Raw genomic sequence first — 24,337 nt, forward strand, 5'->3', positions numbered from 1 at the left:
TTCGAACCCCCTAGGGGACGCCATCTTTAATCTGTCAGTTCATGACAGATTCTTCTGGCATTAATTCATTCGTTTTATCAACAGCCTATTTCACTCGCTTGTTCATCCACCATGCTAAACCGGCAAATAATAATGTTGGAAACGATGCGGCCAGCCAAGGCAATAACCCAAAAACCAAACCGATATGCTGAAAACTTTGATTAAACAGGTAAAAACCTAAGCCAATCAAAACGCCAGCCAGAATTCTGCCGCCAATGGGTGATGAGCGTAATGGTCCAAAGATAAATGGCACAGCCAACAAGACCATAACTGCCGTACTGAGCGGCATCATTACTTTACTCCAGAAAGCCAATTCGTACTGAGCGACTGACTGATGGTTTGTCTCAAGGAAAGAGATATAATCCAATAAATTCCATACCGCCAAAAACTCAGGCGGCACCACCACCACATTTAACATGCCTGGGTTCAATTGTGACTTCCAGCGAGCATGTGTTGTCGAACTGACTTTTACACCATTCTCATCAATAGTACTTTGCACGACATCGTTTAATATCCACCCATCATCTTCGTACTTGGCACTACTGGCTTTAGTCAGTGCCCGTAATCTATTGGCCCCGTCAAACTCATAAATGGCAATATTGGTAAATGTTCCATCACTATTAATACGTTCTATATGATTAAAATGATTACCATCTCTTGTCCAGAAGCCATGCTCAGAACGCGTACCGACGGTGCCAGTCTGTGCCACAGACTGTAATTCTCTGGCATGTTCTTCTGTTACTGGTCTGATGACCTCACCAACGACAATCGCTATTAATACGAGAATAGCCGCTACGATCATCACAGACTTATTGATATCTTTGATTGATATACCCGCAGCTCGCATAGCCACCAGTTCACTCTGACTTGCCAAATTCCCTAAGCCAATCACACTACCCAATAACGCAACCACAGGTAGTAATTCATAGATACGTTTTGGCATGGTTAAGGCTAGATAGCTAAGAATATCGAGAAGTTGATATTGTCCTTTGCCAAGATCGTCTAGCTCAGTCACAAAATCCATAAAGGTATAAAGCCCAAGAAGCACCAATAACACAACAAAAGTGCTGGAGAGAATATGAGATGCGATATATCTGGAAAGAATTTTCATTATTGCTGACGTCTTCGTTTTTGTTGTGTGAGCAGTCGTTGGATTTTTTGTCTATACATCAAAAACAGCATGATCATCGCCATTAGTAGGTGAACCCAAACCATTCCGACACCGACACTAATACTGCCTTTTTCAATCCATGCCTGATTCACACCAAGCAAATTGCTATAGATAATGTAAAGCAATACGGCGGGGACAAAACCCGCATAGCGACCTTGTCTGGGGCCGGCATTAGATAATGGAATAGCTGATATACACAACACAAGCGTCATGATGGCAGCAGAAATTCGCCATTGAATTTCAGCAATATCTTCCAAACCGCCGCGTTGCCATAACACACTGGTCGGGAGCGCTTTATGGCGTTCTCTGACTTGTCCATCATCGCCTTTTTCTACCAACAAACTGTGTGACTCAAATTCTGCAATTGTGAAATCTTGTTGGCCTGCTTTTCCTTCGTAGCGATAACCCTCATTCAGTACCAGAAATTTATCGCCGGTATCGACATCTACTTCAAAATGGCCTGTATCAGAACGAAAAATCAGCGGCTTGTTCTTGCGGTGAATTTCGATAAATACGTTTTCCATTAACTGTTTATCGCTACTAAGTTTTTCAGAATAAAATGTCCAATCGCCATTTCGACTTTCTTTAAAACTCCCCGCAACCAAACCGGTCGTATTCGCTGACATCTTAGCTTTTTGCTCAAGTTCGTAGCGTTCAGCCAAGACACTAGGCACAATAGTTAGCGACAGATACGCAACTATGCCTGCCACAACACCGGAAAATATCAACACATTTCTAATGATTCGTTTACGCGAAATGCCACAGGCGGCCATCACTGTCAGCTCATTATCGGAACTCATTCTCCCGAGTGTGAGCATCACTCCCAGAAAGGCTGCTATGGGTAGCAAGATAGATAGAGCGCCAAGCGAACTGAAACCGAGCAGACTAAAAATAACATCGGCAGGCATATTGCCGACGGCTGCCTCAGCCAGGTAGCGCGCAAATCGTGTAGAGATATAAATTAACCAAAGAACTCCTGTAATTGCCGTCAGGTTAATCACAAATTCCTTGAGCATGTAGCGGTCTATGACCCATAGCCAGGAAAAAATCTGTTGTGGAACGTTGCGCATGAATTAAGAGTCTTGGTTAGAATAGATTGGTATTATCTGACACACTAAAATAACGAAGTCTAAACCAAATTGTCCTTACAGGAGAAATCCATGCAGTATTTTGTCACTAGTGATGCCCTTGCATCTCAGAAAACCGATTGTATTGCCGTTGGTATATACAACGAGGGTGAACTCAGCCCTTCCGCCCAGCAACTTGATAAAGCTTCACAAGGCCAAATCAAGCGTATCGTTGATAATGGTGACTTTAGCGGAAAACCAGGACAAACCTTATTCCTTCACAATCTAGCTGAGATAAACAGCCCTCGAGTATTACTAGTCGGCTTCGGCAAAAAAACAAAAACAACAGAAAATGATTTTAACACCGCCACATCTGCAGCGATTGTAGCGCTGAATGAAAGTGGCGCTGAGAAAGCCGTGTGTAGTTTTACTGATATCGAAGTGAATAATCGCAATACTGCGTGGAAAGCACGTCAAATTGCTTGCAATGCAGAAACAGCATTATATAAATATTCACAAACGAAATCTGAAACGAAATCGGTCGAAAAACCGCTGCTAGCATGCACTATTTCTGTTGAACAAGACGCTGCTGACATCCAAAAAGCAGCTGAACAAGGTGCAGCCATCGGCGCAGGGATGAATCTGGCTCGTGAACTTGGGAATCTTCCAGGCAACGTATGTACCCCAACTTACCTGGCAGAACAAGCAGTTGCCTTGGGTGAAAAATATGCTTCGATCAATACCACTGTATTAGAAGAAGCGGATATGGAAGCCCTAGGTATGGGTTCTCTGCTCTCCGTATCTCGCGGCAGCCGCCAGCCTGCCAAATTAATCACCATGGAATACAAAGGCGCGGGTGACAGCAAACCAGTCGTATTAGTGGGTAAAGGGCTCACCTTTGATGCCGGTGGTATTTCACTTAAACCATCTCAAGGCATGGATGAGATGAAATACGATATGTGTGGCTCAGCGAGCGTGCTTGGCACTCTGCAAGCAGTGGCAGAATTAAATCTGCCGATCAATGTAGTGGGCGTGGTGCCAAGTTCTGAAAACATGCCTGATGGTGATGCCAACAAACCTGGTGATATCGTCACTAGCATGGCTGGTAAAACCATCGAAATTCTCAATACTGATGCTGAAGGCCGCTTAATTTTGTGTGATGCACTCACCTACAGCGAGCGCTTCGATCCTGAAATCGTCATTGATATTGCCACACTGACTGGCGCTATCATTGTGGCTTTGGGCAGCACAACGACAGGTTTAATGGCGAATAATCAACAACTGGCTGATGACTTGTTAAAAGCCGGTAATGATAGTTTTGATCGTGCATGGCAATTGCCTTTGTGGGATGACTATCAACCCTTGCTGGACAGCAATTTTGCCGACATCGCCAATGTCGGTGGTAAAGAGGCTGGTAGTGTTACTGCCGCTTGTTTCTTATCAAGGTTCACTGAAAAATATACTTGGGCGCATCTTGATATTGCAGGTACCGCATGGAATAGCGGTAAAAACAAAGGCGCTACTGGTCGTCCCGTGCCGATGTTAGTTCAATATCTGCTGAATCGCATCGAGTCTAATCAGTAACCATGACTCGAATCAGCTTCTATATTCTCAAATCGAGTGAGTTAGACAAGCGGCAGGCATTTGCCTGCCGTCTTGCTGAAAAGGCGTATCATCAAGGTCATCAAATCTATATCCACACTGCATCTGAACAGGAAAGTCAGTCAATGGACACGGCCCTCTGGGCAATTCGACCAGACAGTTTTGTCCCTCACGAAGTGACTGATCAAACAGATAATCAAAGCCCTGTACTCATCGGCTATCAGGATAAACAGCCTCCAAGACTGATGGATGTGATGATTAACCTGACAGAAGAACAACCTCTATTTTTTAGTCAGTTTGAGCGTGTGGCAGAAATTATTGATGATAATGAATCCAGCAAACAGGCTGGTCGTCAACGGTTTCAGTTTTACAAACAACGTGGCTATGAAATCGAAACTTTCCACGTATAGACCACGCCACTACCGCTAGAAAAACTCAAAACAAACATTGCCCTGAACAGATGTTCTCACAGCAGGTATAATGCGTCGTTTATTTTGTATCGTATACAGACTACGTTCGTATATCCCGTACACCGACCAGACAGACAAGACATCACATGGAAAAAACATACAACCCTGACGCAATTGAGCAACGCTGGTACCAGAAATGGGAACAGGCTGGCGAGTTTAAGCCGACAGGTGAAGGTTCACCCTACGCCATTATGCTACCTCCACCCAATGTGACCGGTAGCCTGCATATGGGCCATGGCTTTAATAACACCATCATGGATACCTTGACTCGTTATCACCGAATGAAAGGTGACAATACCTTATGGCAACCCGGAACCGATCATGCCGGTATCGCCACGCAGATGGTGGTAGAGCGCCAACTTAACGCCGAAGGAAAAACACGTCACGATCTTGGTCGTGATGACTTCACCAAACGTATCTGGGAATGGAAAGAAGAATCCGGCGGTAACATCACGCGTCAATTACGTCGTCTTGGTTCCTCACTGGATTGGTCCCGTAATCGTTTCACCATGGATGACGATTTGTCTGAAGCGGTTAAACACGTCTTCGTGAATTTATACAAAGAAGGCCTCATCTATCGTGGAAAACGATTGGTTAACTGGGATCCCAAACTCCACACCGCCATCTCTGATCTGGAAGTAGAAAACCGCGAACAAAAAGGTCATATGTGGCATCTGCGCTACCCGCTTGCTGATGGATTGACCACCAGTGAAGGTAAGGATTACATCGTTGTCGCCACTACCCGTCCAGAAACCATGCTGGGTGATACAGGTGTCGCTGTGAATCCTGAAGATCCACGTTACAAGGATCTGATTGGCAAAGAGATTCTATTGCCGTTAGTTAATCGACGCATTCCGATTGTGGGTGATGAACATGCCGATATGGAAAAAGGCACGGGCGCGGTAAAAGTAACACCAGCCCATGACTTCAATGACTATGAAGTTGGCAAGCGTTGTGGTCTGCCCATGATCAATATCTTCACACTCAACGCTGATGTACGTGATGTTCCACAAATATTCCATACAGATGGCAGTGCCAATACTGACATTGAAGCCAGTATTCCGGAAGCCTATCGTGGATTAGAGCGCTTTGCCGCACGTAAAGCGATTGTCGCCGACTTCGATGCAGCAGGTCTGCTAGAAGAAATCAAAGATCATGACCTGACGGTACCTTATGGAGATCGTGGTGGCGTCGTCATTGAACCGATGCTGACAGATCAATGGTATGTCGATGCAAAAACACTGGCCAAACCAGCTATTGAAGCAGTCGAAACAGGCAAAGTGAAGTTTGTACCTAAGTCTTATGAAAACATGTATTTCAGCTGGATGCGTGATATCCAGGACTGGTGTATCTCGCGCCAACTCTGGTGGGGTCACCGCATTCCTGCCTGGTACGATAAGCAAGGCAATGTTTATGTAGGTCATGATGAAGAGGCTGTTCGAGCTGAGAATAACCTCGCTGCAGACATTCAATTAACTCAGGATGAAGACGTACTTGATACCTGGTTCTCCTCAGCACTTTGGCCCTTCTCAACTCTAGGTTGGCCTAAGGAGGATGACGCAGTAAAAACCTGGTATCCGGGTAATGTGTTGGTTACCGGTTTTGACATTATTTTCTTCTGGGTAGCCAGAATGATGATGATGGGCATTCATTTCATGGATGATGTGCCGTTCAAAGAAGTATACATTCACGGTCTGGTTCGTGATTCGCACGGCCATAAAATGTCAAAATCCAAAGGTAATGTGCTAGATCCAATCGATATCATCGACGGTATTGATTTAGAAACACTGGTACAAAAACGTACGTCGGGCATGATGCAGCCACAACTGGCTGAGAAAATTGAAAAAGCGACACGCAAAGAATTCCCGGAGGGCATCGAGCCCCATGGTACAGACGCACTGCGCTTTACCTTTGCTTCGCTGGCTTCTACCGGCCGTGATATCAACTTTGATATGAATCGTATCGCTGGCTACCGTAATTTCTGTAATAAATTATGGAATGCAGCGCGTTATGTTTTGATGAACACCGAAGGACAAGACACCGGTGTTGACAATGATGAAGTGGAACTCAGTCTGGCGGATCGCTGGATTATTTCGCAATTGCAAATCGCTGAAAAAGAAGTCAGTGCAGCGATTGAAGCTTATCGATTTGATCACGCTGCTCAAGGTATTTATGAATTTATCTGGAACAGCTACTGTGACTGGTACTTAGAACTATCCAAACCAGTATTAAATAGCGAATCCGCTTCTGATGCAGCCAAACGAGGTACACGTCGTACACTGGTGCGTGTGCTGGAAGCCACATTAAGAATGGCACATCCGTTTATGCCGTTTATTACAGAAGAAATCTGGCAGACCATTGCCCCGCTCGCTGGAGTAAACGGTAAGACGATTATGCGTCAGCCTTATCCTATAGCCGATGAGAATAAGGTTGATCATGCGGCAGTCACCGAGATGGAATGGGTCATGCAGTTCATTACGGGTATCCGTTCTATACGCTCGCAAATGAATATTGCACCGAAGAAAACATTGCCGGTCTTGCTCAAAGATGCTTCTGAATCAGATAGAGCCATTCTGAGCAGTAATCAGCAGTTCCTGAGCCGTCTGGCGAACCTTGAATCAATTGAAATTCTGGAAGGTGCTGCACCCGCAGCTGCAACAGCATTAGTGGGTAAAATGGAAATTCTGATTCCGCTGGAAGGTTTGATCGATAAAGAGGCTGAAATCAATCGCCTGAATAAAGAAATGGCGAAGCTGGATAAAGTCATCAAACAATCTTCAGGCAAGCTGTCGAATGAAAATTACGTCGCCAAAGCACCTGCTGAGGTCGTGGCAAAAGAAAAAGAGAAATTAGCAGAGCTCAAACAATCCTATGCCTTACTTGAACAACAACTTAAGGCTCTGAGCTAACCCACTCTCTGATTGTGAGCAAAAAAAAGCCGCTGATGAACAGCGGCTTTTTTTATTTCAGAATAAACTAACTTATTCTTTTTCCATACCAATTTCATACAGTTCGATATTGGCTTCTTCAATTTCACCAGTGGTTGCATCCACATCGACTTTGACTTCATAGCCATGAATGCTTTGAATATCAAATTCATACGTCGCATCTCCGTCAAAGCCCACTTCGTATTCAGAAGCAACGACTTCACCCGGGTGAACAGAAAGAGCGAACTCTTTCGCTTCCGCTTGTGAGATTTTAGCTAATTTTTTGAAAACAGGATCATTAGCATCCACTTCACGCTCAATCTCTGTAATGAAACCTTCTTCAGCGTTACATTCCACATTGTAAGTGTTGCCATCAGCTTTCGCTTCAATGTCGAATTCGTAGATAGGATCATCACCTTCCATTTTCATTTCGACTTTACGAGCATGACCAGGAATAGTGTCTAATGCCGCATCTAAACATGTTTCAATTTTGACGATATCCCAGCTACGGATATCATCTAAGTCGTAGTTGTCCGTATCAGCGAATGCTGTTGAACTGAGTGTTAAAGCGATGGCAGCGGGGATGGTCTTCAAGAACATTGAAGTCATAGTGTTGAGCTCCTTATTAGATTAGATCAAAAAGATCAGTCTCTACCCACAAGAGCAATGATCAAACTTGTAGGTAAATTATAACATCCATTGAACAGAACAGGAAAAATTCCTATTTCGTGAAATTTTATCAAATGGTAGGCAGGAAGTTTTTCCTAAATACTCACTCGCTTATATTCGCGGTAATCGGGACACCAAAAGATTTTCTCAATTTTTTGCTCTAGTTCTTGATCAGAAATAAAGGGAGCTAATTCTTGTTGTTGAGCCACTTTCACAATTTGTGATGCCATTTTCTTACTCAACTCAGCAATATTGTCTAATGCTGGCAATAAATCACTGCCCTTGCCATTCACAAACGGTGACGCTGAAGCAAGCACCTCACTGGCCACCATCATCATTTCGGGCGTAATGTGTTTTATCTGCCCAGCAATAACAGCTAAACCAATGCCTGGGAAAATATAACTGTTATTACATTGTGCTACAGGGTAAGTTTTATCCCGGTAGTGAACCGGCTCAAATGGACTCCCTGTCGCTATAATCGCTTGACCATCGGTCCAGCGAATCAATGATTCAGGTATGGCTTCAATTTGTTTAGAGGGATTACTCAAAGGAAAGATAATCGGTCTTTCACAGTGTGATAACAGATTTTTTATCAAACGCTCATTAAACAATCCAGCCTGTCCAGAAACACCAATCAACACGGTAGGTTGTACATGCTGAATGACATCATCCAATGCTAATGTGCTGTTATCAACACCCCACTGCTCTCGAATACGAGATTTCTGGCTTAGCCTACGTTGAAAATCAAACAGCCCAGCCATATCGTCAACAAGCAAACCAGCTTTATCAATCATAAACACGCGCTCACGTGCCTGTGCTTCATCCAATCCTTCCGCCATCATTTGACGAATGATTAGTTCAGCAATGCCGCAGCCGGCAGATCCAGCGCCAGCAAATACGATTTTTTGTTGTGACAATGTTTGATTTTTTACCTGACACGCCGCTAATAAGGTGCCAACCGTGACAGCAGCCGTACCCTGAATATCATCATTAAAACAACATAGTTGATGCTGATAATGCTCAAGAATTGGTAAAGCCTTGCTTTGCTCAAAATCTTCAAATTGCAGCAACACATCAGGCCAGCGTTTCTTTACAGCTTTGATAAATAACTCAATGAACTCATCATATTCTATGTCATTAATACGCTTGTGTTTCCAACCGATATAAAGCGGATTATTCAGCAAGGTCTGATTATTTGTGCCGATATCCAACATGATGGGTAGCGTATATGCCGGACTAATGCCAGCGCAGGCCGTATAGAGCGATAACTTACCTATGGGAATACCCATTCCCCCTACGCCCTGATCGCCTAAACCCAGAATTCGACTGCCATCGGTGACCACAATGACCTTAATTTTATCCTTGGTCACGTTATGCAAAATTTCATCAATACGATCTTTATCTGGATAAGAAATAAACACACCACGTGCTCGTCGATATATCTCAGAAAAGCGTTCACATGCTTCACCGACTGTTGGGGTATAAATAATCGGCATCATCTCTACCAGATGCGCCTTTAATAAATAGTAAAACAAGGTTTCATTGTTATCTTGAAGATAACGCAAGTAGATATGTTGGTTGATAGGCGTCTTGAATGTTTTGTATTGAAGATAAGCTCTCTCTGCCTGCTCTTCGATCGTTTCAAACCGATTTGGAATAAGTCCAGTCAGGTTAAAGTCATGACGCTCCTGCTCACTAAATGCTGTGCCTTTATTCAACAGCGGGGTGGCAAGTAAAGCAGGTCCTGCATGGGGAATATAGATCGGATCCTTCGGCTTGGTCACGGTCATCAACATACCTCATTTATGTTTTTCTAGAGCCAGTTAAACAGCAAAGCAACAACAGGTTCAAGTCATTGCTTTATCTCAACTGCTTCAAATTCGATATGTTTGTATCTGGCCTTCTGTCATCAAGGTTTGATAATGCCTAACACAACCGCAATATTAGCCAGGTCGGCTGCCGTGTTTACCCGTAACTTACTTTTAATCTGTGTGTTGTAGTTCGCTATGGTTTTATAGCCCAGATGCATATCAGCGGCGACTTCGTGGGCATTCATGCCTTTTGCTAAGCGACAAAACACATCAAACTCTCTTGGTGAAAGTAAATCCAGTACTTGTCGATAATGCTCAATATCGTTATGACGCACATCATCAATTTCAGGCATGAGTTGTTCTTCAATATAACGCTTGCCATCCGCCACGGTTTTGACCGCTTCAGCCAGCACTTCTGCCGCACTATTTTTACTCACATACCCCATGGCTCCTGCGTCGAGCGCGCGCTCTACATAGATCGCTTCATCATGAATGCTATAAACCAGCACGACTGCCTTGGGATCTTGCTTATGCAGACGACGAATCGCTTCCAGCCCCCCTATCCCTGGCATAGATAGATCCATCACCACCACATCAGGTTGAAGCCGCTCATATTCCTGAGAGACAAGCTCACCTTGATTCAAATCGGTGATATCGCCGATAAAGGGCTGAGAAGCCAGTAACATGCGAAACCCTGCCCGGACTACCGCATGGTCATCAACGAGTAGAACGCTGATTTTATGTTCATTTGTCATGTTTTTTCTCTAAAAAGGGCATCCACACACGAATTCTGACGCCGCGTCCTCTTGTCGATTCAAAAATAAATTCGCCACCCATGCTCTGCACTCTTTCACGCATGGCTAATAATCCAAAACCATCGCCTGTTGAGCCACCTCCCACGCCATTATCTTCAACCAGAATAGTAATGCGATGTTCATCTTTAATGCTGGTCGGCCTAACAATCACATTCACCCTGTCGGCTTTGGCATGGCGAACCACATTGGTCAGACATTCTTGTACGATTCGATACACATGAATGGATACTTCTTCGTCCAATTCGTCTACAGAAGGTTCACAGTTAAGGTCGATTTTTAAGATTGGCTGTCGACGTTTCCATTCATTCACTAAATCAGTCAATGTCGCGTATAGACCCAAGTCACTTAAACTTAAAGGGTGCAGTGTGCGCATCATGGATCTGACCACACCGGATAAGTGATTACATATTTCGATAATGGAATCCGCAACTTTATTCACCTCAGCATCAGGCTGTTTTGTAGCCACAGCCATCGCTTTGACCGCGGTTAATGATTGCCCCATTTCATCGTGTAATTCACGTGATAAATGACGACGTTCCGTTTCCTGAATTTGCATGGTGTGGCGAGCCAATGCCTGATTATTCCGACGAGCAACACTGAGCGCATCAGTTAAGTTATTCACCTCAGTTGCTATCGCATCAAACTCACTGATTCTGAAGCTCGGCAGATGCTCTTCGTAATTACCACTTTCTACATTTTTTAAGCCAGACAAAATAGTCTGAACGGCCTTCAGCATGGAATGAAACACCACATTTATGGCTAGGAAAATAATGCCAAGCATGAGGACAATCGACCAGAAATAGACAAGCGATTCTCCCCAGGCTTCATTGATTTCATCCAGTGGATCTGCGGTAATGACAATGCGCTGTATCGCATCATTAGGCAGTTTAATCTCATAGGTTGAGCTAATGGTATCTGTCATCACAGCCGAAACGAACCATTCTGGTGGACGCGCTCTCTGCACACCATCACCACGGCGAGAAAGAGTTGTTTCACGACCATTTTCGTCATAAACACTGATTTGCAAGTGGCGTGTCTCACGCAAGCGACTGATATGTTCTATCCACTCCCCCTCCGTATGCATGTTGCGAGTAAATTGGTTAAGTCCAAACTCCACCATTTGCAATGCCAAATTGTAAGAAGAACTGACCTCTTCCCTGACGGATTCGCGTGCTTGCCAGATAGTCATGCTTGCGCCGAGCAAGATGATGACAAAAACGGACATCACAATGCGCAGATTAATTAGTCCCCTCAAACTCATTGGCCAAAACTCCGCTCTAAATAATTTTTCATACTGAATCACACAGTTATTCCTTCCATCATCCTTGATATCGACTAAAGCTATAACATGAACTACATCACAAAAGCATTTCACAGCGACAAATATAGACCATGGCAAACGCCATTTTTAACAAAAGGAATTTTTCCTATCACGCAAGGATAAATTGCCTGTTTATTATTCGTTCCCGTCCCGACCAACAGAAATTGAATATCGCATGACTGAAAAAACAGACACCAACATTGACACAGTAAAAACCAAGCTACTGGAATTATTTGACGACATGCTTGGGCATGATGGTTTTGGTGATATCAAGGTCGAGATGAAAATTCTAAAACGCCAGCAGAAGGAAGTCATCCTTCACTGCGGGAAGCAGTATCGATTCGTTATCGACAATCCAAACCTGTCAGCGTAATTGAATCGAGAGCGAAGTGGGTTCGCCTCTAAAAATTAAATAAAAAAAGTCATACCAACAGACTGCTTGGGGCAGCTGCGGAGACTCACCCTGAAGAGAGCAATATATGAACATCAAACAAATGAAAAGCATGATCAGCAAATTCCGTTCTGCTGATGTGTCAATGATCAAAGATGCTGATATGCGTGCAAAAGCACAGAAACTGCAAAACAAACAAGGCGGTTTCACCCTGCTGGAATTATTAGTCGTTGTTGCCATTCTGGCTATCATCGCCGGTGCCGTTATTTCTTCTCTGGATGGTCAGGAAGAGTTAGCAGCACAGAAAACAACTGTTCACACTATGGCAGCTATGGAAGAAGCATTCCAAGTTTACCGTGTATCTGAAAAACGTCTAATTCCTGGTGATTTAGAATCTTTGATGTGTGTTGAAGGTATTGATGCAACTGATGGCGAATTCACATTAGTTGCTGCAGATATTGTTAACCCACAGCTCTTAGGTGATGCAGGTTCATTTTCTAACATCCCTAGAGTGAATGGTGGCTTAACTGCTGACCTTGCTGAATCATTAATTATCGCTGATATCACTGCTTCAGGAGCTATTAGCGCAATGGAAGATGCAGGATTTAATTCTATTCGCTACGCACATAATGGCGTTTGCGATAGTGCTGCTATGTTTGATACTACAGGTGGTTTCGATGCAAACGTTGACGCAGTTGCGACCGTGGAAATCGTCAAACCTTCATTGGTTTTCCGTAGCCCAGTTGTTGAAGACGACGAATGGGAATTTGGTGCAGGTGCCTCTGTCAACGTAACAGATCCTGGAGTAACAATTCCCGTAGCATTTTATTCTGAACCAGCTGAATTAGGCCTTGAAGAGGATGCGGTGGTGGCTGTGTTCGGCATTGGACCTGACTCAGGCATCATCGGTGATTACATTGCACGTGCACCATCTGACGGTAATACTGGTCCTGATAAATATGCTCATTTTTCAGTTGCTTATCAAATCGGCGAGTGTTCAACAGCTGATGATGAATTCGGCTCAACAACTTGTGACGAAGAGTCAGAGTGGGAAATTGAAGACATTAAAGTTGTAGCTATTCTTGATGCAGGCGGCGACGCTTATGATGATGAAATCGCCGAAGCACGTGGTAACCAAGAAGAGTAATTCATCCTTACTCCAATGACCTGATTAGCAGGTCTCCTGAGTTGCTGTGGGTGGGAGGTTGCCCACCCACAGCCTTTTTAAGTTGTAGTTCATGTGGATTGAATACTCAAATGTCGTTAACCATTTTTCTTATCGAAAAGTCTTTTTTACAAAACTGTTTTTTGCTGTTTAAAAACGTTTTTGTAAAACAGTAAAGTCTGTTGTGATGTCTGACTCAAGCCTGTCTCCATATACCACTCTATCCAAGCAATCAGGTTTCACTATGCTGGAACTGGTAATTGTGGTCGCGATTATGGCGATTGTGGCCGGTAGTGCCATTATGAGTTTTGGTAATACCGCCAGTGATGCCCAACTACAAACAACCCGCTATAGCATGAAACAAATAGCGCAAGCGGTTGAAGCCTTTTACTCGGATAATAAAAATATTTCTGTTGTGTTCCCCCCTAACCGTGTAACACCGGCTGATCTTGATTTTCTATTTAATAAAGTCGATGTAAGTGAAGCCGAATGGTCAGTAGATTACCGACAAGGCTGGCGCGGTCCCTATTTAAAACAAGCCCAGTATATGTATGTGGATATTGGTGATGACCTGAAGACAAACGGTTCAGGATACCCTCAAATTATCGATTCAAACCCACACGAAGCGATACTCGCGATTCCTGACAGTTATGAGCACTACCCTGTTGTTGATGGTGTTTCTAAAAGTTTCAATGACTGTCCTGTCATCAACACATCAGATTGTCTGTTTGAGTGGTATTCACAAGCAAGCAATGCCGATACAAGAATAAACAAAATGGGACGACCATTTTTGTTGTTTGACCTTGATTTTATGAACTCACGCATTCCTGGTGATGGCATTCCTCGCATAGTCAGCCTGGGCCCAAATGGTATCTATGAACCTATGAGCTGCGACCGTTCAATCGACGGTGATTGCACACGTGATAAATTGTGTGGCTCAAGCGGAGATGATCTAGTCTTATGTCTTCGCTAACCTCGCACCAAACGCATTCATCATTAAAGGCTAAACAAAGCGGCTTTACGTTGCTTGAGCTAGTGTTGGTTATGTTTATTATTGCCTTGGTTGCCAGCACGCCATTGCTATTTATTGATGAACAAGATCAACAGTTACGTTACGAAGAAACAAAAGAAAAGATACGCTTAATCAAAAATGCTTTATTGCATCAAAAAACTTATCGCGATATGCCTCTTTATTCAGGTTTTATTATTGATAATGGTGTGTTGCCGTCGGCGAGTACAGCTGATTTACTCTCGGATAGCGATAATTGGTCAAAAAATTGGCTAACTAATAACGTTATTCACCCATACTTTGAAATAACTAGTAAAAGTGGCCAGTTGAGCCTTTTTAGTATTAGAAAAGGTCACTTTGGCCCTTATATAAATAACTACATTGATTCAGATGGTGTCATAAAAGACAGTTGGGGTAATGAATTTAACCTTGTCGTTGGTAATTCAGAAGGCGGCTCCACTGCCAGCTTAGCCATAATGGCTTCCCCCCCTTCTACTTCAGCTTATCCTGAAATCACAACAAGCATTGATGCTAGAGAATGGCAAATCACCTTAGCTGATCTCAACATTAACATTCTGAGTGCAAATACCTCAGAAGCGAGTTCTCATGTCGTTGCTTTACTCGTATTTAGAAATCAAACTGCCTCAGCAGAATCTGATAACTGGAGTACCTATCACTTCACTGCTGACATACCCGCTGCCGTGACAGATGTATCAGGTGGCTTACTATCATTAGGTCGCTTCAGCTCAAAGTCTGCCGTGTGGTATAGAGATGGCGAAGAAAGTACTCCATTAACAGCCTCAACCACATATATTCCTGCTGGTGAGCACCTATTGATCGTGGATCCAGATGCCTCGCTCGCACCATCATCGGCAAGCTATGACTATATCAAAGTCATTCCAGGCGCCTCCCAACCCACCATTACACTGAAGGTAAATTGATGTTTGAATCATTACTCAAAAAACCCAGTGGTAAAGGATTACTCGTTCTTAAAACGGATTGTTTAGGTCTTCACGCCAGCATTGTAACAGGCAATAAACAGGAATTAAGCGTGACACATAGCGCTACGTCACGCGAGGTTGAGCCGTTGGCAGCCATGATGGATGTGATCACCCAGTTAAAAAATGCCTCTGGCAAAAATTTACCGCGAGATGCTGTTTTATTACATATCAATACCATTCCCAGCCGTGTGGAGATGACACAAAGTGCAGATGTGTCAGGTGATATGAATCTGGCTGAAATGATGCGATGGGAAATGGACAGTGTTGTCGCGGATCAATCCCCTTTATGGGATCTGGGCTGGATTTTATATCAGCGTCACTACATTAATCTCGCTCAGTACGAGCAGCTTCTATCTTTAGTCATCACCGAAAAAAGACTCTCTGTTAAACATGGCGGTCGGAGTGCCATGCGCGTTGGCGAGATAGCGGTAAGAGAGCATTTTGCTACACAAGATCAGATTGCTGAATGTTTGGCTATTCAGGAAAAACTGCAATTACCTGATCAGCGTTTATTGACACAATGGCGTCCCTTACCCGATGGCGGATTAGATAACGAGATGTTAGGGGAACCAGCCTCACAGGCTGCGTACCTGTGCTCTGCTATGCCTATCACTCAGCATTTACAGTGGGTCAATGCGTTTAAGAAACTCAGTCATCAGAAAGGGTTTGCCAAACTCGAACTGAAACATGTCTACAGCATGGCAGGTAGTACTTTACCTTTAATTGATGCAGATGATGAACGTGTATTAATCACTGAGTTTCACCCCGCTTATGCATTTTGTGCGGTGGTTGAGCATGGAGTTTTGCAAGATATCATGATGTTTAAGGCCTCCAGCCAACCACTGGATGCTGAAGTTATTATCGAGTCACTCAATGAGCATCAATTTACTCAAGTCGATAATTGGATTGTCGCCAATATTGATGGGGTGGATGTCGAGTTTATTGAAGTAGTGGAATCAGGTATCAACTTGCGTCCACAATTTTTACCCAAAGCCAGCCCAATCAAATTGTCGGCCCAACAAAACAGCAAATTCAGTCACCTTGCTGAACTAGGTTGTGCCGCACATATGCTTGGCTTAGCGCCATTGATGGTATCGCCTCTTCCAGGCATGCCACCACCGGAACCGATTTATAAACGTAAAGCGTTTCGTATCTCGATGGCTGCTGCCATGGTGCCTGTCATTGTTCTGGGTTACGAAGGTGTGCGTCAGTGGCAGATACAACAGTTGCAATCCACGCTTGCCGCCAAAGAGAAACAACTCGACGCCTATGGGGATGATCGGGGCGTTCAAGCGAGTGATGTCAAAAAAGCAGAAAAAAATATCGCACAGTACAAATCACTCGAACAAGAACTCAACAGCCTGAATTACAAAAAAGAGCTGGTGCAGTCAGTGATGATAAAACGTCAGAATGTGATTGAGAAGCTACTGCCAACTCTGGCCCACAGCGTGAATGATGGCGTGATCATCGATTCATTGAATGAAACGAATTGGTATCAGTTCACTTTAACCGGTCGTGCCGTTGATCAAAACAGTGTGGATGAATTCAATCGCGTTTTATCAATCAATCTTCAACCTCTGAATTTATACATTCTTAATAGCCCAAGCCGACTCGATGGTCAGGATAGCTATAACTACAGTGGTGTTTATATCTTTGAGTTCACCATTCAACAGCGAGCATCGTTATGAGTGAATCCTTAAAAAATACCAGTCAGCGTGAAAAAGTATTGATTGCGGTACTCAGTGCCGTGCTGATTGTGTTTGCCTATTTTTTCTTCCGTGGCGCGTCTCTGGATAGACAAGTGCTGATTATTGAAGACCAGCTTAGTTCCATTGATAAAAAGTTAGACCGGCAAATTAAACGGGCTCAAAAGCCGATCAAACTCCCCGAGTACAACGGCAAAAAAATTGAGACTTCTGATATTAAAAAGCTTGAAAAGACCATTGAAGCTGAGCAAACCAGCCTGGAGGGTTCGGGGCATGTATTTGTGGATCTGACCAATGCCAGCGCTCTCCCTCAATTGCAGTCGGATATTACTCGCACGGCTGAACGTAACGGGCTATTGGTGATATCCAAACGACCACATCAAGGTGATTTGATTCAGATGGTGACAGGCAAAATGGCTAAACAAAATACCTTGAGCCAAGCCCCCAGCGGAGAGTTAAAACGTCCTTTGTACGACCTATATGTGTCGGGCAATTTTTATGCCTTGCAAAGTTTTTTACAAGAAATCGGACAACTGAATTATTCCGTCGTTTTAACTCGTCTTCGTATTAACACGACTGATCGCACTGCCCTATCAGGCAACCGTATGCTCGATATTGAAATGACCTTGGCCTTGTAATGAAACATCTTTCTCATCTTGCCCAATTCGAAAGCTATCTGGCCTACATGATTCAACATCATGCTTCAGATATGCATTTATCAATGAATACTTCGCCCGTGATGCGTATACATGGTTTGACTGAAGAGCAGACCCAGTTTGAACGTCTGGAACAGTTTGATTTACAAGCTATCTCTGAAGCCATCATGTCATCAGAACAGTTGAATACGCTGCATAATAAACGTAGTTGTGATTTTGGTTACAGTAGCGAGCAACATGAGCGTTTCCGTATCAATGCTTATTTTGAGCGCGGTAACTTAGCCTTTGCTGTGCGTTGGTTGGATGGTCAGTTTCACTCTCTGGAAAAGCTGCATCTGCCACCACAAATTGCAGAATTGGTGAAATTGAAAGATGGTTTAGTGTTGGTCACCGGTGCAACGGGTAGTGGTAAGTCTACAACACTGGCCAGTTTGATTAATGAAATCAATAAAGATCGCCCCTGCCATATTCTTACCATCGAAGATCCCATTGAGTTTATTCATCACAACCAAAAAGCCGTCATTCACCAACGTGAAGTCGGTGTGGATGTGCCCTCTTTTGCCGAGGCGATTCGTAACGCCATGCGTGAAGATCCGGATGTCATCTTGCTGGGGGAAATGCGCGATCTTGATACCATGCATGCGGCTATCACCGCTGCGGAAACAGGCCATTTGGTCTTTGCCACATTACATACTAACGATGCAGTTGGGGTCATCGATCGCTTAATTGGTATGTTCCCAGGCGATGAACAAAACACCATTCGTCAACAGCTATCAATGTGTTTACGTGCCGTAGTGACACAGACATTAGCAAGACGATCCGACCAACAAGGCCGTATTCCTATCAATGAAATTTTGATGGTTAATGGCGCGGTATCGCATCTTATCCGCGAGCATAATCCTTCACAGATCCGCTCCATTATGGAAACAGGTCGTTCTCTCGGGAATCAGACCTTTGAATATGCTCTAGCAAAACGGGTGCATGAACGTGCTATCTCGCATGATTTTGCCAGCAGACTGACATCACGCAAAGATCAGTTTGAAGCAGCCTTAAGAACATTAAAGGCACGTTAATATGGCGATTAGAGATAAAGCATTGATCAGTGCCGCTTTAGAACAAGGCCTTATCACCAGTGAGCAATATGAAACGGCACGCAAGGAAGCACGTCGCTTGCAGCGTGAAGAACTCTCGACCTTGTGTTATCAGCTGCGTATTCCTCTAAACCGTTTTATCCATGCCTTTGCAGCATTAAATGACTACCCGTTTATCCGTCCCGCACAATGCCTGCTCGATGAAAAACGTTTACAACGCCTGTCACCAACACTATGCAGACAACTGCGTATTCTACCTATTCATCCCACTAACGATGACAAATCAGTACTCTCTGTTGTCACCGATAGCCCAGATAATCCGGTTTTAAAAAATCAGTTAGGCAGGATAGTAAAAGCGGACTATCAGCTGTGCGTCACAGATAAAGCCACCATGGATTATCAACTGCAGCAGTTATCCCACTCGCAAAACCTGCTGAGTTTTGATGCGGTATCAGAAGTATCTGAGCTACTGAATGAAGCCTATCTCAATCGTGCCTCAGATATTCATATCGAAGCGCTGGAAAACTACTACTTGGTCAGGCTTCGTATTGATGGCAGTTTACAAGAATATGGCCGCCGCTATTTACCTGAAGAAGGTGTGTCCCTGATTAGCCGTATCAAGGTCATGTCCAACCTCGATATCGCTGAAAATAGAATGCCACAAGATGGCGGCGCTAATCACCGAACACCTATGGGCAGTGACTTTGATCTCCGTATCGCTACTGCCCCGACTAAGTTTGGCGAACGCGTCACGATTCGATTACTTGGTACCGATAATCAATTATTTACCTTGCAACAGCTTGGTATGTCTGACAGTGCCTTGGAACAATTCAGTGAGATTATCCAACAACCACACGGCATTATTTTAATTACCGGTCCAACCGGTAGCGGTAAGTCCACCACTTTGTATGCCGCCCTGTCCCAACTTCAACGTGAGGAAATTAATATTCTCACCGCTGAAGATCCCGTAGAGATGGTGATTGATGGTATTTCACAAGTACAGATGAATGCCAAGGTGAATTTTGCCTCTGCCCTGCGTAGTTTTCTGCGTCATGATCCGGATGTGATTATGGTGGGTGAAATTCGTGATACCGAAACCGGTGAAGTCGCTCTTAAAGCCGCAACGACAGGCCATCTGGTGTTATCCACCTTGCACACCAACTCCGCGATATCGAGTGTGACTCGACTAAAAGATATTGGGCTGGAACCCTTTCTGATTGGTTCAAGCTTACTCGGCGTTATCGCTCAACGTCTGGCGCGTCGCTTGTGTCAGCATTGTAAAAAACCGGCCCTGGCTGATGCGGATCAATTAAAAGCGCTCAGCCTGCCTGAAGACAGTGAGGTCGAACTATGGTCTCCAGTGGGCTGCCCGATATGTGGTGGTAGTGGTTACCAAGGACGTATTGCCCTGTTTGAGACATTCTGGGTCGATGATGAAGTCGAAGCGTTAATTACAGAAAATGTAGACGAACTCACTTTACGTAAACGGGCTAAGCACTTCACCAGTCTTGCTGAAGATGGCAAAGAAAAAGTATTGGCAGGCCTAACCACATTTGATGAAATGCGTCGTCTGGGCTTGCTTACCCTCTTTTCTGAAGAGGATGCCGCATGAGAATAGGAGTCAAACCTCATGCGTTATGAATATCATGGCTTGACCAGTTCGGGTGATAGCAAGCATGGCTTTATTCAGGCGGCAGACCAAAACGCTGTCGTCAGTAAGCTCCAGAAGAAAGGCATTTTTGCCACGCAAATTCGGGTGGCTGCCGATGATAGTCAGGCTGTTTCTATTCAAGGCCTTAATCAAGTCTGGGATCAGGTACTTACCTATATTCCGGTAAAAACCTCTCAGAAGGTATTTTTCTTCAGGCAAATGGCATTAATGTTTCGCTCAGGACTCTCTGTGACGGAAGCATTAACTATTCTCAGCCATATCCAACGTGGCAAATTACGTCAGATTGTGAATGCGCTTAATGACGATATCAGTTCGGGTAAATCATTTTCACAGGCACTGGAACAATTTGAATCTATTTTTGGGCCAATGGCTTTGCATATGATTCGTAGTGCTGAAAATAGTGGTGAGCTGGAACCCGCCCTACTGCGTATTGCAGATTTTATGGAGCGCAAACACGAAATTAAAACACAGTTAATTTCTACCATGACCTACCCGATTGTGGTCTTGTTGATGACTATCGGTGTGTTCATTTTTATGATGATGACGGTTATTCCTAAGTTTGCTGGTTTTTTTGAACGCAGTGGCAGAACCCCGCCGCCGGAAATGCTTCAGTTGATGGGCATTGCCAACTTTCTTACCACACAATGGTATGTGTTACTGGTTGTTTTTATTGTGGTTATTGGTGGCATTATTTATACCTACTCCACTCGTGAAGGTCGCCTTTACATTGATATCTTTTTATTAAAAATCCCCTTGATTGGCTCAATGATATCGGCGAGTGCCATGTCTCAGATTACGTGGGGCTTATCCACCTTATTACAAAGTGGTGTTTCAGTGGTGAAGTCGTTGGAAATCATTGGTGACCTCATCCGTAACACAGCCATTTCTGGGAATATCATCGCGGCATCTGAAAGTATTTTGCGTGGAGATGATATGGGGAAAAGCTTTCATAAACCCTATATCGAAGAACTCATCCAACAAATGGTCTTAGTGGGTGAGCGTAGTGGCAGCATGATTCCCATCATGCGTGATGCTGGTCAGTTTTACGAAGAAAAGATTCGCAACATCACTAAAGCGATTGCTGCAGCAACAGAACCTGCCGCGATTCTGTTAATAGGTGGCATCGTGGGTTACGTCTATTACGCCTTTTTCAAATCTATGTTCTCCATGTCTGGATAAACGAATGAAAAGTTACTGTTTTATTTTTAGCTTGTTTTTGCTCAGCCACAGTGCTTCGGCGAACCCCAATTCGAGACCTGCGATGTCGGACTGGCAAAGTTTGACGGCGGTCGACACACAAGCAGCAATCTCTCGCCCATTGTTGAGAGACCCATTTAGCGATCCACAGACAAGTTATAGCGAACATGGCTCAGCCTTTCAGAAAAACAATGGCGCGTTTGGTTCTGGTTTTCAGCGTGGTCGAGGTGAGTTCACCGTCCCTGAATTAATCTTCAAAGGTTATATCGAGAGTGATGAAGGTGATAAACCCATGGCCTTGATTCAGATTGGTAAAGACAAAGTGCATATGGTGAAAGAAGGCGATGAAATCAATGTTGATCCGTCGCAACCACGCAATGCAATTCGTATTACAAATATTAACCGACTCAGCATCACTGTTGAGACAGGTATATTAGGCACAGTAAGAGTACTTAGATAATGATTAGGCTTAGATTTTGGGCAAGATTAACAACAGCCATTTTATTTTATTTTCTGTACATGAGTTTTGGACATGCAGCAGCCAAAATCAGTGAGATCGAATACAGTGATACGCAGTTAATTGATGTCATTCGTACCCTGTCTGAGCTGAGTGATAGCAATATCATTGCGACACCTGATGCGACTGAAAAACGGATTACGATTCATCTTAAAAATACAACCGTTCTCGATGCGGTCAAGTCCATATGCCGTATCAGTGATCTGTGGTATCGCTATGATGACGATACCAATACGTATCGGATTATGACGCGAGAAGAATACAGTCAGGATCTGATAGTCAGGGAAAGCGATCATATTGAAGTTTTTACCTTGCTTAATGCCAACGTACAAATCGTTGCAGAAGCCATTGAAGACTTATATGGTCAACGGGTTCTGCTCTCCTTGGGACGTGAGCCTGGTGAACGCACGATAAGTGGTGGTGGCAGTCGAAGCGGTCGCAGTGGCAGTAATAGCGTTCGAAATAGCCGAAGCCTGAGTGGTGGCGGCGGTCGCAATAACAACCTGATTGCTGCTGGTAGTCAGATTGGTCAGTCAGACCTAACGGTCGATCAACTCGCTCAATTGACGCAGCCGAATGCACAAGGCGTGATGTCAAATGTTCTGGATAACGAAACACTTCAACAAGTGACCGTTCAAGCTCAGCCTATCTATGTGACGGTCAATAACGAACACAATATGATCATCGTCAGAACCGATGATAAAAGAGTGATTCAGTCCATCACCAGTCTTGTTAAACGTATGGATATCCCCGTACCACAGGTCATGTTGGAAATGAAAATCCTCAATGTCCTGCTGGGTGAAGACTTTAACTCTATTTTCAATTTTGAATTACAACCTTCTGGCAGTAATCAATCTCAACAACCGGTGTTAATTGGTAATAATGCACTGCCAAACACAGGCACCTTTGTTTACGAGTTTTTAAACAGTCGTTTGCGTGCCAATATCGAATTTCTGGAACGTAATAACCGTCTTAAAGTGCTATCTAATCCCATGGTGGTGGCCTCTAACCATCGTGAGGCAGAACTCTTTATTGGCCAGGAAGCCGTATTAACGCGCGGATTTACCTTTCAGTCAGCCACCATTGCCAATGGCATTGTGGTTTCTCCAGCTTATGTCGAAACAGAGACGGAGCTCGAAGAGATTGGTATTACTCTCAGAATTACCCCTCGTATTAATTCTGATAAAACCGTTGAGTTGGAGATTGAGCAAGAAAGTTCATCTATTGTGAATGGAGGTGGGTCGATTCCTATTGTTGATGATAGCGGTAATGCCCTTGAACTACCCATCGATACCATTGACACATCACGCCTGACAGGCACGGTCATGGCCAAAGATAACTTAACCGTAGCCATCGGAGGGCTTATTCGCACTTCAAAAAATAACCAACAACGGCAAGTGCCTGTGCTGGGTGAAATTCCAGTTCTCGGTCGATTGTTCCGAAGCACAACTGAAAGTGAGGAAGAAAGTGAAACCGTTCTACTCATCACGCCTCGCATTATCAATACACCAGAACAAAGTGAAAATATTCGTCAGACCGATAATGCGTTTTATAAAGGTTACAACCGAGATTTTCCCGATCCACCGCCATTGCCTAACCAATTTATAGACAAAGATCCAAACTCGGAAATCACAGCGACTTCAGCTAGTCAGCAACGACAACAGCTCTACATGCAGATGAGTGAATATGCTGCTGAAAATATTCGTCGACCAGAGATTGAACGCGTAAGAAGTGATATTTACTCTCCGGTTGATGTGATTTCAGTCGCTGCAGGCATCTTTAAAGATCACAGAATCAAAACCGTGCCACTCGCTAGCTGGCAACGAGGTGGCATGTATGTAACGGCTATTGCTTTATATAACCGCTCTAACAATGTGCTCAACATCAATTATGACGATATTAACGGCAAGTGGCTTGCCTCTACTGTTGAAACCGAAGCGCTTGACCCAGCTGGCACAGCTGGTTCAACCACCTATATGTATTTAGTTTCAGCATTGCCGTTTAATGATGTTGTGACTGGTTTGATGAAATAAAGGGACT

General features: G+C 44.1%; 20 protein-coding genes. 14 read left to right on the forward strand and 6 right to left on the reverse strand.

Annotated elements, in window-relative coordinates; genetic code table 11:
- Positions 1 to 85: 85 nt before the first annotated feature.
- Complete coding sequence (gene lptG / locus B3V56_RS06265; RefSeq protein ID WP_286304990.1) at positions 86 to 1,150, reverse strand: LPS export ABC transporter permease LptG; 1,065 nt, start codon at positions 1,148 to 1,150, stop codon at positions 86 to 88.
- Complete coding sequence (lptF, locus tag B3V56_RS06270) at positions 1,150 to 2,280, reverse strand: LPS export ABC transporter permease LptF (RefSeq protein ID WP_286304991.1); 1,131 nt, start codon at positions 2,278 to 2,280, stop codon at positions 1,150 to 1,152. Before lptF ends, lptG begins: the two co-directional genes overlap by 1 nt.
- Positions 2,281 to 2,370: 90 nt before the next feature.
- Here lptF and B3V56_RS06275 point away from each other — a divergent pair, with 90 nt between their 5' ends.
- From B3V56_RS06275 to B3V56_RS06285, 3 genes are all read left to right on the forward strand, one after another.
- Positions 2,371 to 3,861: a leucyl aminopeptidase gene (locus B3V56_RS06275; protein ID WP_289284068.1), complete on the forward strand. Its 1,491-nt coding sequence runs from the start codon at positions 2,371 to 2,373 to the stop codon at positions 3,859 to 3,861.
- Positions 3,862 to 3,863: 2 nt separating this feature from the next.
- Positions 3,864 to 4,289: a DNA polymerase III subunit chi gene (locus B3V56_RS06280; RefSeq protein ID WP_289284069.1), complete on the forward strand. Its 426-nt coding sequence runs from the start codon at positions 3,864 to 3,866 to the stop codon at positions 4,287 to 4,289.
- A 146-nt stretch (positions 4,290 to 4,435) separates the two neighbouring features.
- On the forward strand, positions 4,436 to 7,258 hold the full coding sequence (locus tag B3V56_RS06285; RefSeq protein WP_289281444.1) for a valine--tRNA ligase: 2,823 nt from the start codon (positions 4,436 to 4,438) through the stop codon (positions 7,256 to 7,258).
- Positions 7,259 to 7,330: 72 nt separating this feature from the next.
- Here the strand turns inward: B3V56_RS06285 and B3V56_RS06290 are convergent, their stop codons facing one another.
- The 4 genes from B3V56_RS06290 to B3V56_RS06305 all read right to left on the reverse strand — a co-directional run bounded on the left by B3V56_RS06290 (position 7,331) and on the right by B3V56_RS06305 (position 11,832).
- The gene (locus B3V56_RS06290) at positions 7,331 to 7,885 is read right to left on the reverse strand and encodes a PepSY domain-containing protein (protein WP_286304995.1); all 555 of its coding nucleotides are present in this window, start codon (positions 7,883 to 7,885) and stop codon (positions 7,331 to 7,333) included.
- 155 nt (positions 7,886 to 8,040) lie between these two features.
- Positions 8,041 to 9,735 (reverse strand): NAD-dependent malic enzyme, encoded by a 1,695-nt coding sequence (locus B3V56_RS06295; protein ID WP_289284070.1) that lies wholly within the window; start codon positions 9,733 to 9,735, stop codon positions 8,041 to 8,043.
- A gap of 119 nt (positions 9,736 to 9,854) precedes the next feature.
- Positions 9,855 to 10,511, reverse strand: a complete 657-nt coding sequence (locus B3V56_RS06300) for a response regulator (protein ID WP_289281441.1) — start codon at positions 10,509 to 10,511, stop codon at positions 9,855 to 9,857.
- Positions 10,501 to 11,832, reverse strand: coding sequence for a sensor histidine kinase (locus tag B3V56_RS06305; RefSeq protein ID WP_289284071.1), 1,332 nt, complete (start codon positions 11,830 to 11,832; stop codon positions 10,501 to 10,503). The genes B3V56_RS06300 and B3V56_RS06305 overlap by 11 nt, the downstream gene beginning before the upstream one ends.
- 235 nt (positions 11,833 to 12,067) lie before the next feature.
- On the opposite strand from B3V56_RS06305, the gene B3V56_RS06310 reads away from it, so the two are divergent.
- The 11 genes from B3V56_RS06310 to B3V56_RS06360 all read left to right on the forward strand — a co-directional run bounded on the left by B3V56_RS06310 (position 12,068) and on the right by B3V56_RS06360 (position 24,330).
- Positions 12,068 to 12,265, forward strand: a complete 198-nt coding sequence (locus B3V56_RS06310; RefSeq protein WP_286305000.1) for a hypothetical protein — start codon at positions 12,068 to 12,070, stop codon at positions 12,263 to 12,265.
- Positions 12,266 to 12,371: 106 nt separating this feature from the next.
- Positions 12,372 to 13,430, forward strand: a complete 1,059-nt coding sequence (locus tag B3V56_RS06315) for a type II secretion system protein (protein ID WP_289284072.1) — start codon at positions 12,372 to 12,374, stop codon at positions 13,428 to 13,430.
- A gap of 205 nt (positions 13,431 to 13,635) precedes the next feature.
- Entirely contained in the window at positions 13,636 to 14,421 is a 786-nt protein-coding gene (locus B3V56_RS06320) for a type II secretion system protein (protein ID WP_289284073.1), read from the forward strand.
- Positions 14,409 to 15,398 (forward strand): type II secretion system protein, encoded by a 990-nt coding sequence (locus tag B3V56_RS06325; RefSeq protein WP_289281436.1) that lies wholly within the window; start codon positions 14,409 to 14,411, stop codon positions 15,396 to 15,398. The genes B3V56_RS06320 and B3V56_RS06325 overlap by 13 nt, the downstream gene beginning before the upstream one ends.
- On the forward strand, positions 15,398 to 17,146 hold the full coding sequence (locus tag B3V56_RS06330) for a PilN domain-containing protein (RefSeq protein WP_289281435.1): 1,749 nt from the start codon (positions 15,398 to 15,400) through the stop codon (positions 17,144 to 17,146). The genes B3V56_RS06325 and B3V56_RS06330 overlap by 1 nt, the downstream gene beginning before the upstream one ends.
- The gene (locus tag B3V56_RS06335) at positions 17,143 to 17,802 is read left to right on the forward strand and encodes a hypothetical protein (RefSeq protein ID WP_289281434.1); all 660 of its coding nucleotides are present in this window, start codon (positions 17,143 to 17,145) and stop codon (positions 17,800 to 17,802) included. Before B3V56_RS06330 ends, B3V56_RS06335 begins: the two co-directional genes overlap by 4 nt.
- On the forward strand, positions 17,802 to 18,893 hold the full coding sequence (locus B3V56_RS06340) for a type IV pilus twitching motility protein PilT (protein ID WP_289281433.1): 1,092 nt from the start codon (positions 17,802 to 17,804) through the stop codon (positions 18,891 to 18,893). Before B3V56_RS06335 ends, B3V56_RS06340 begins: the two co-directional genes overlap by 1 nt.
- A gap of 1 nt (position 18,894) precedes the next feature.
- A complete protein-coding gene (locus B3V56_RS06345; RefSeq protein ID WP_289284074.1) occupies positions 18,895 to 20,523 on the forward strand; it encodes a GspE/PulE family protein in 1,629 nt (542 codons plus the stop codon).
- 18 nt (positions 20,524 to 20,541) lie between these two features.
- A complete protein-coding gene (locus B3V56_RS06350; protein ID WP_289284075.1) occupies positions 20,542 to 21,762 on the forward strand; it encodes a type II secretion system F family protein in 1,221 nt (406 codons plus the stop codon).
- Between the two features lie 4 nt (positions 21,763 to 21,766).
- A complete protein-coding gene (locus tag B3V56_RS06355) occupies positions 21,767 to 22,240 on the forward strand; it encodes a hypothetical protein (protein ID WP_289284076.1) in 474 nt (157 codons plus the stop codon).
- The gene (locus tag B3V56_RS06360; protein ID WP_289284077.1) at positions 22,240 to 24,330 is read left to right on the forward strand and encodes a DUF3438 family protein; all 2,091 of its coding nucleotides are present in this window, start codon (positions 22,240 to 22,242) and stop codon (positions 24,328 to 24,330) included. Before B3V56_RS06355 ends, B3V56_RS06360 begins: the two co-directional genes overlap by 1 nt.
- The last annotated feature ends 7 nt before the right edge of the window (positions 24,331 to 24,337 follow it).

Source organism: Methylophaga sp. UBA2513 (genome assembly GCF_002341285.1).
GTDB lineage: Bacteria > Pseudomonadota > Gammaproteobacteria > Nitrosococcales > Methylophagaceae > Methylophaga > Methylophaga marina.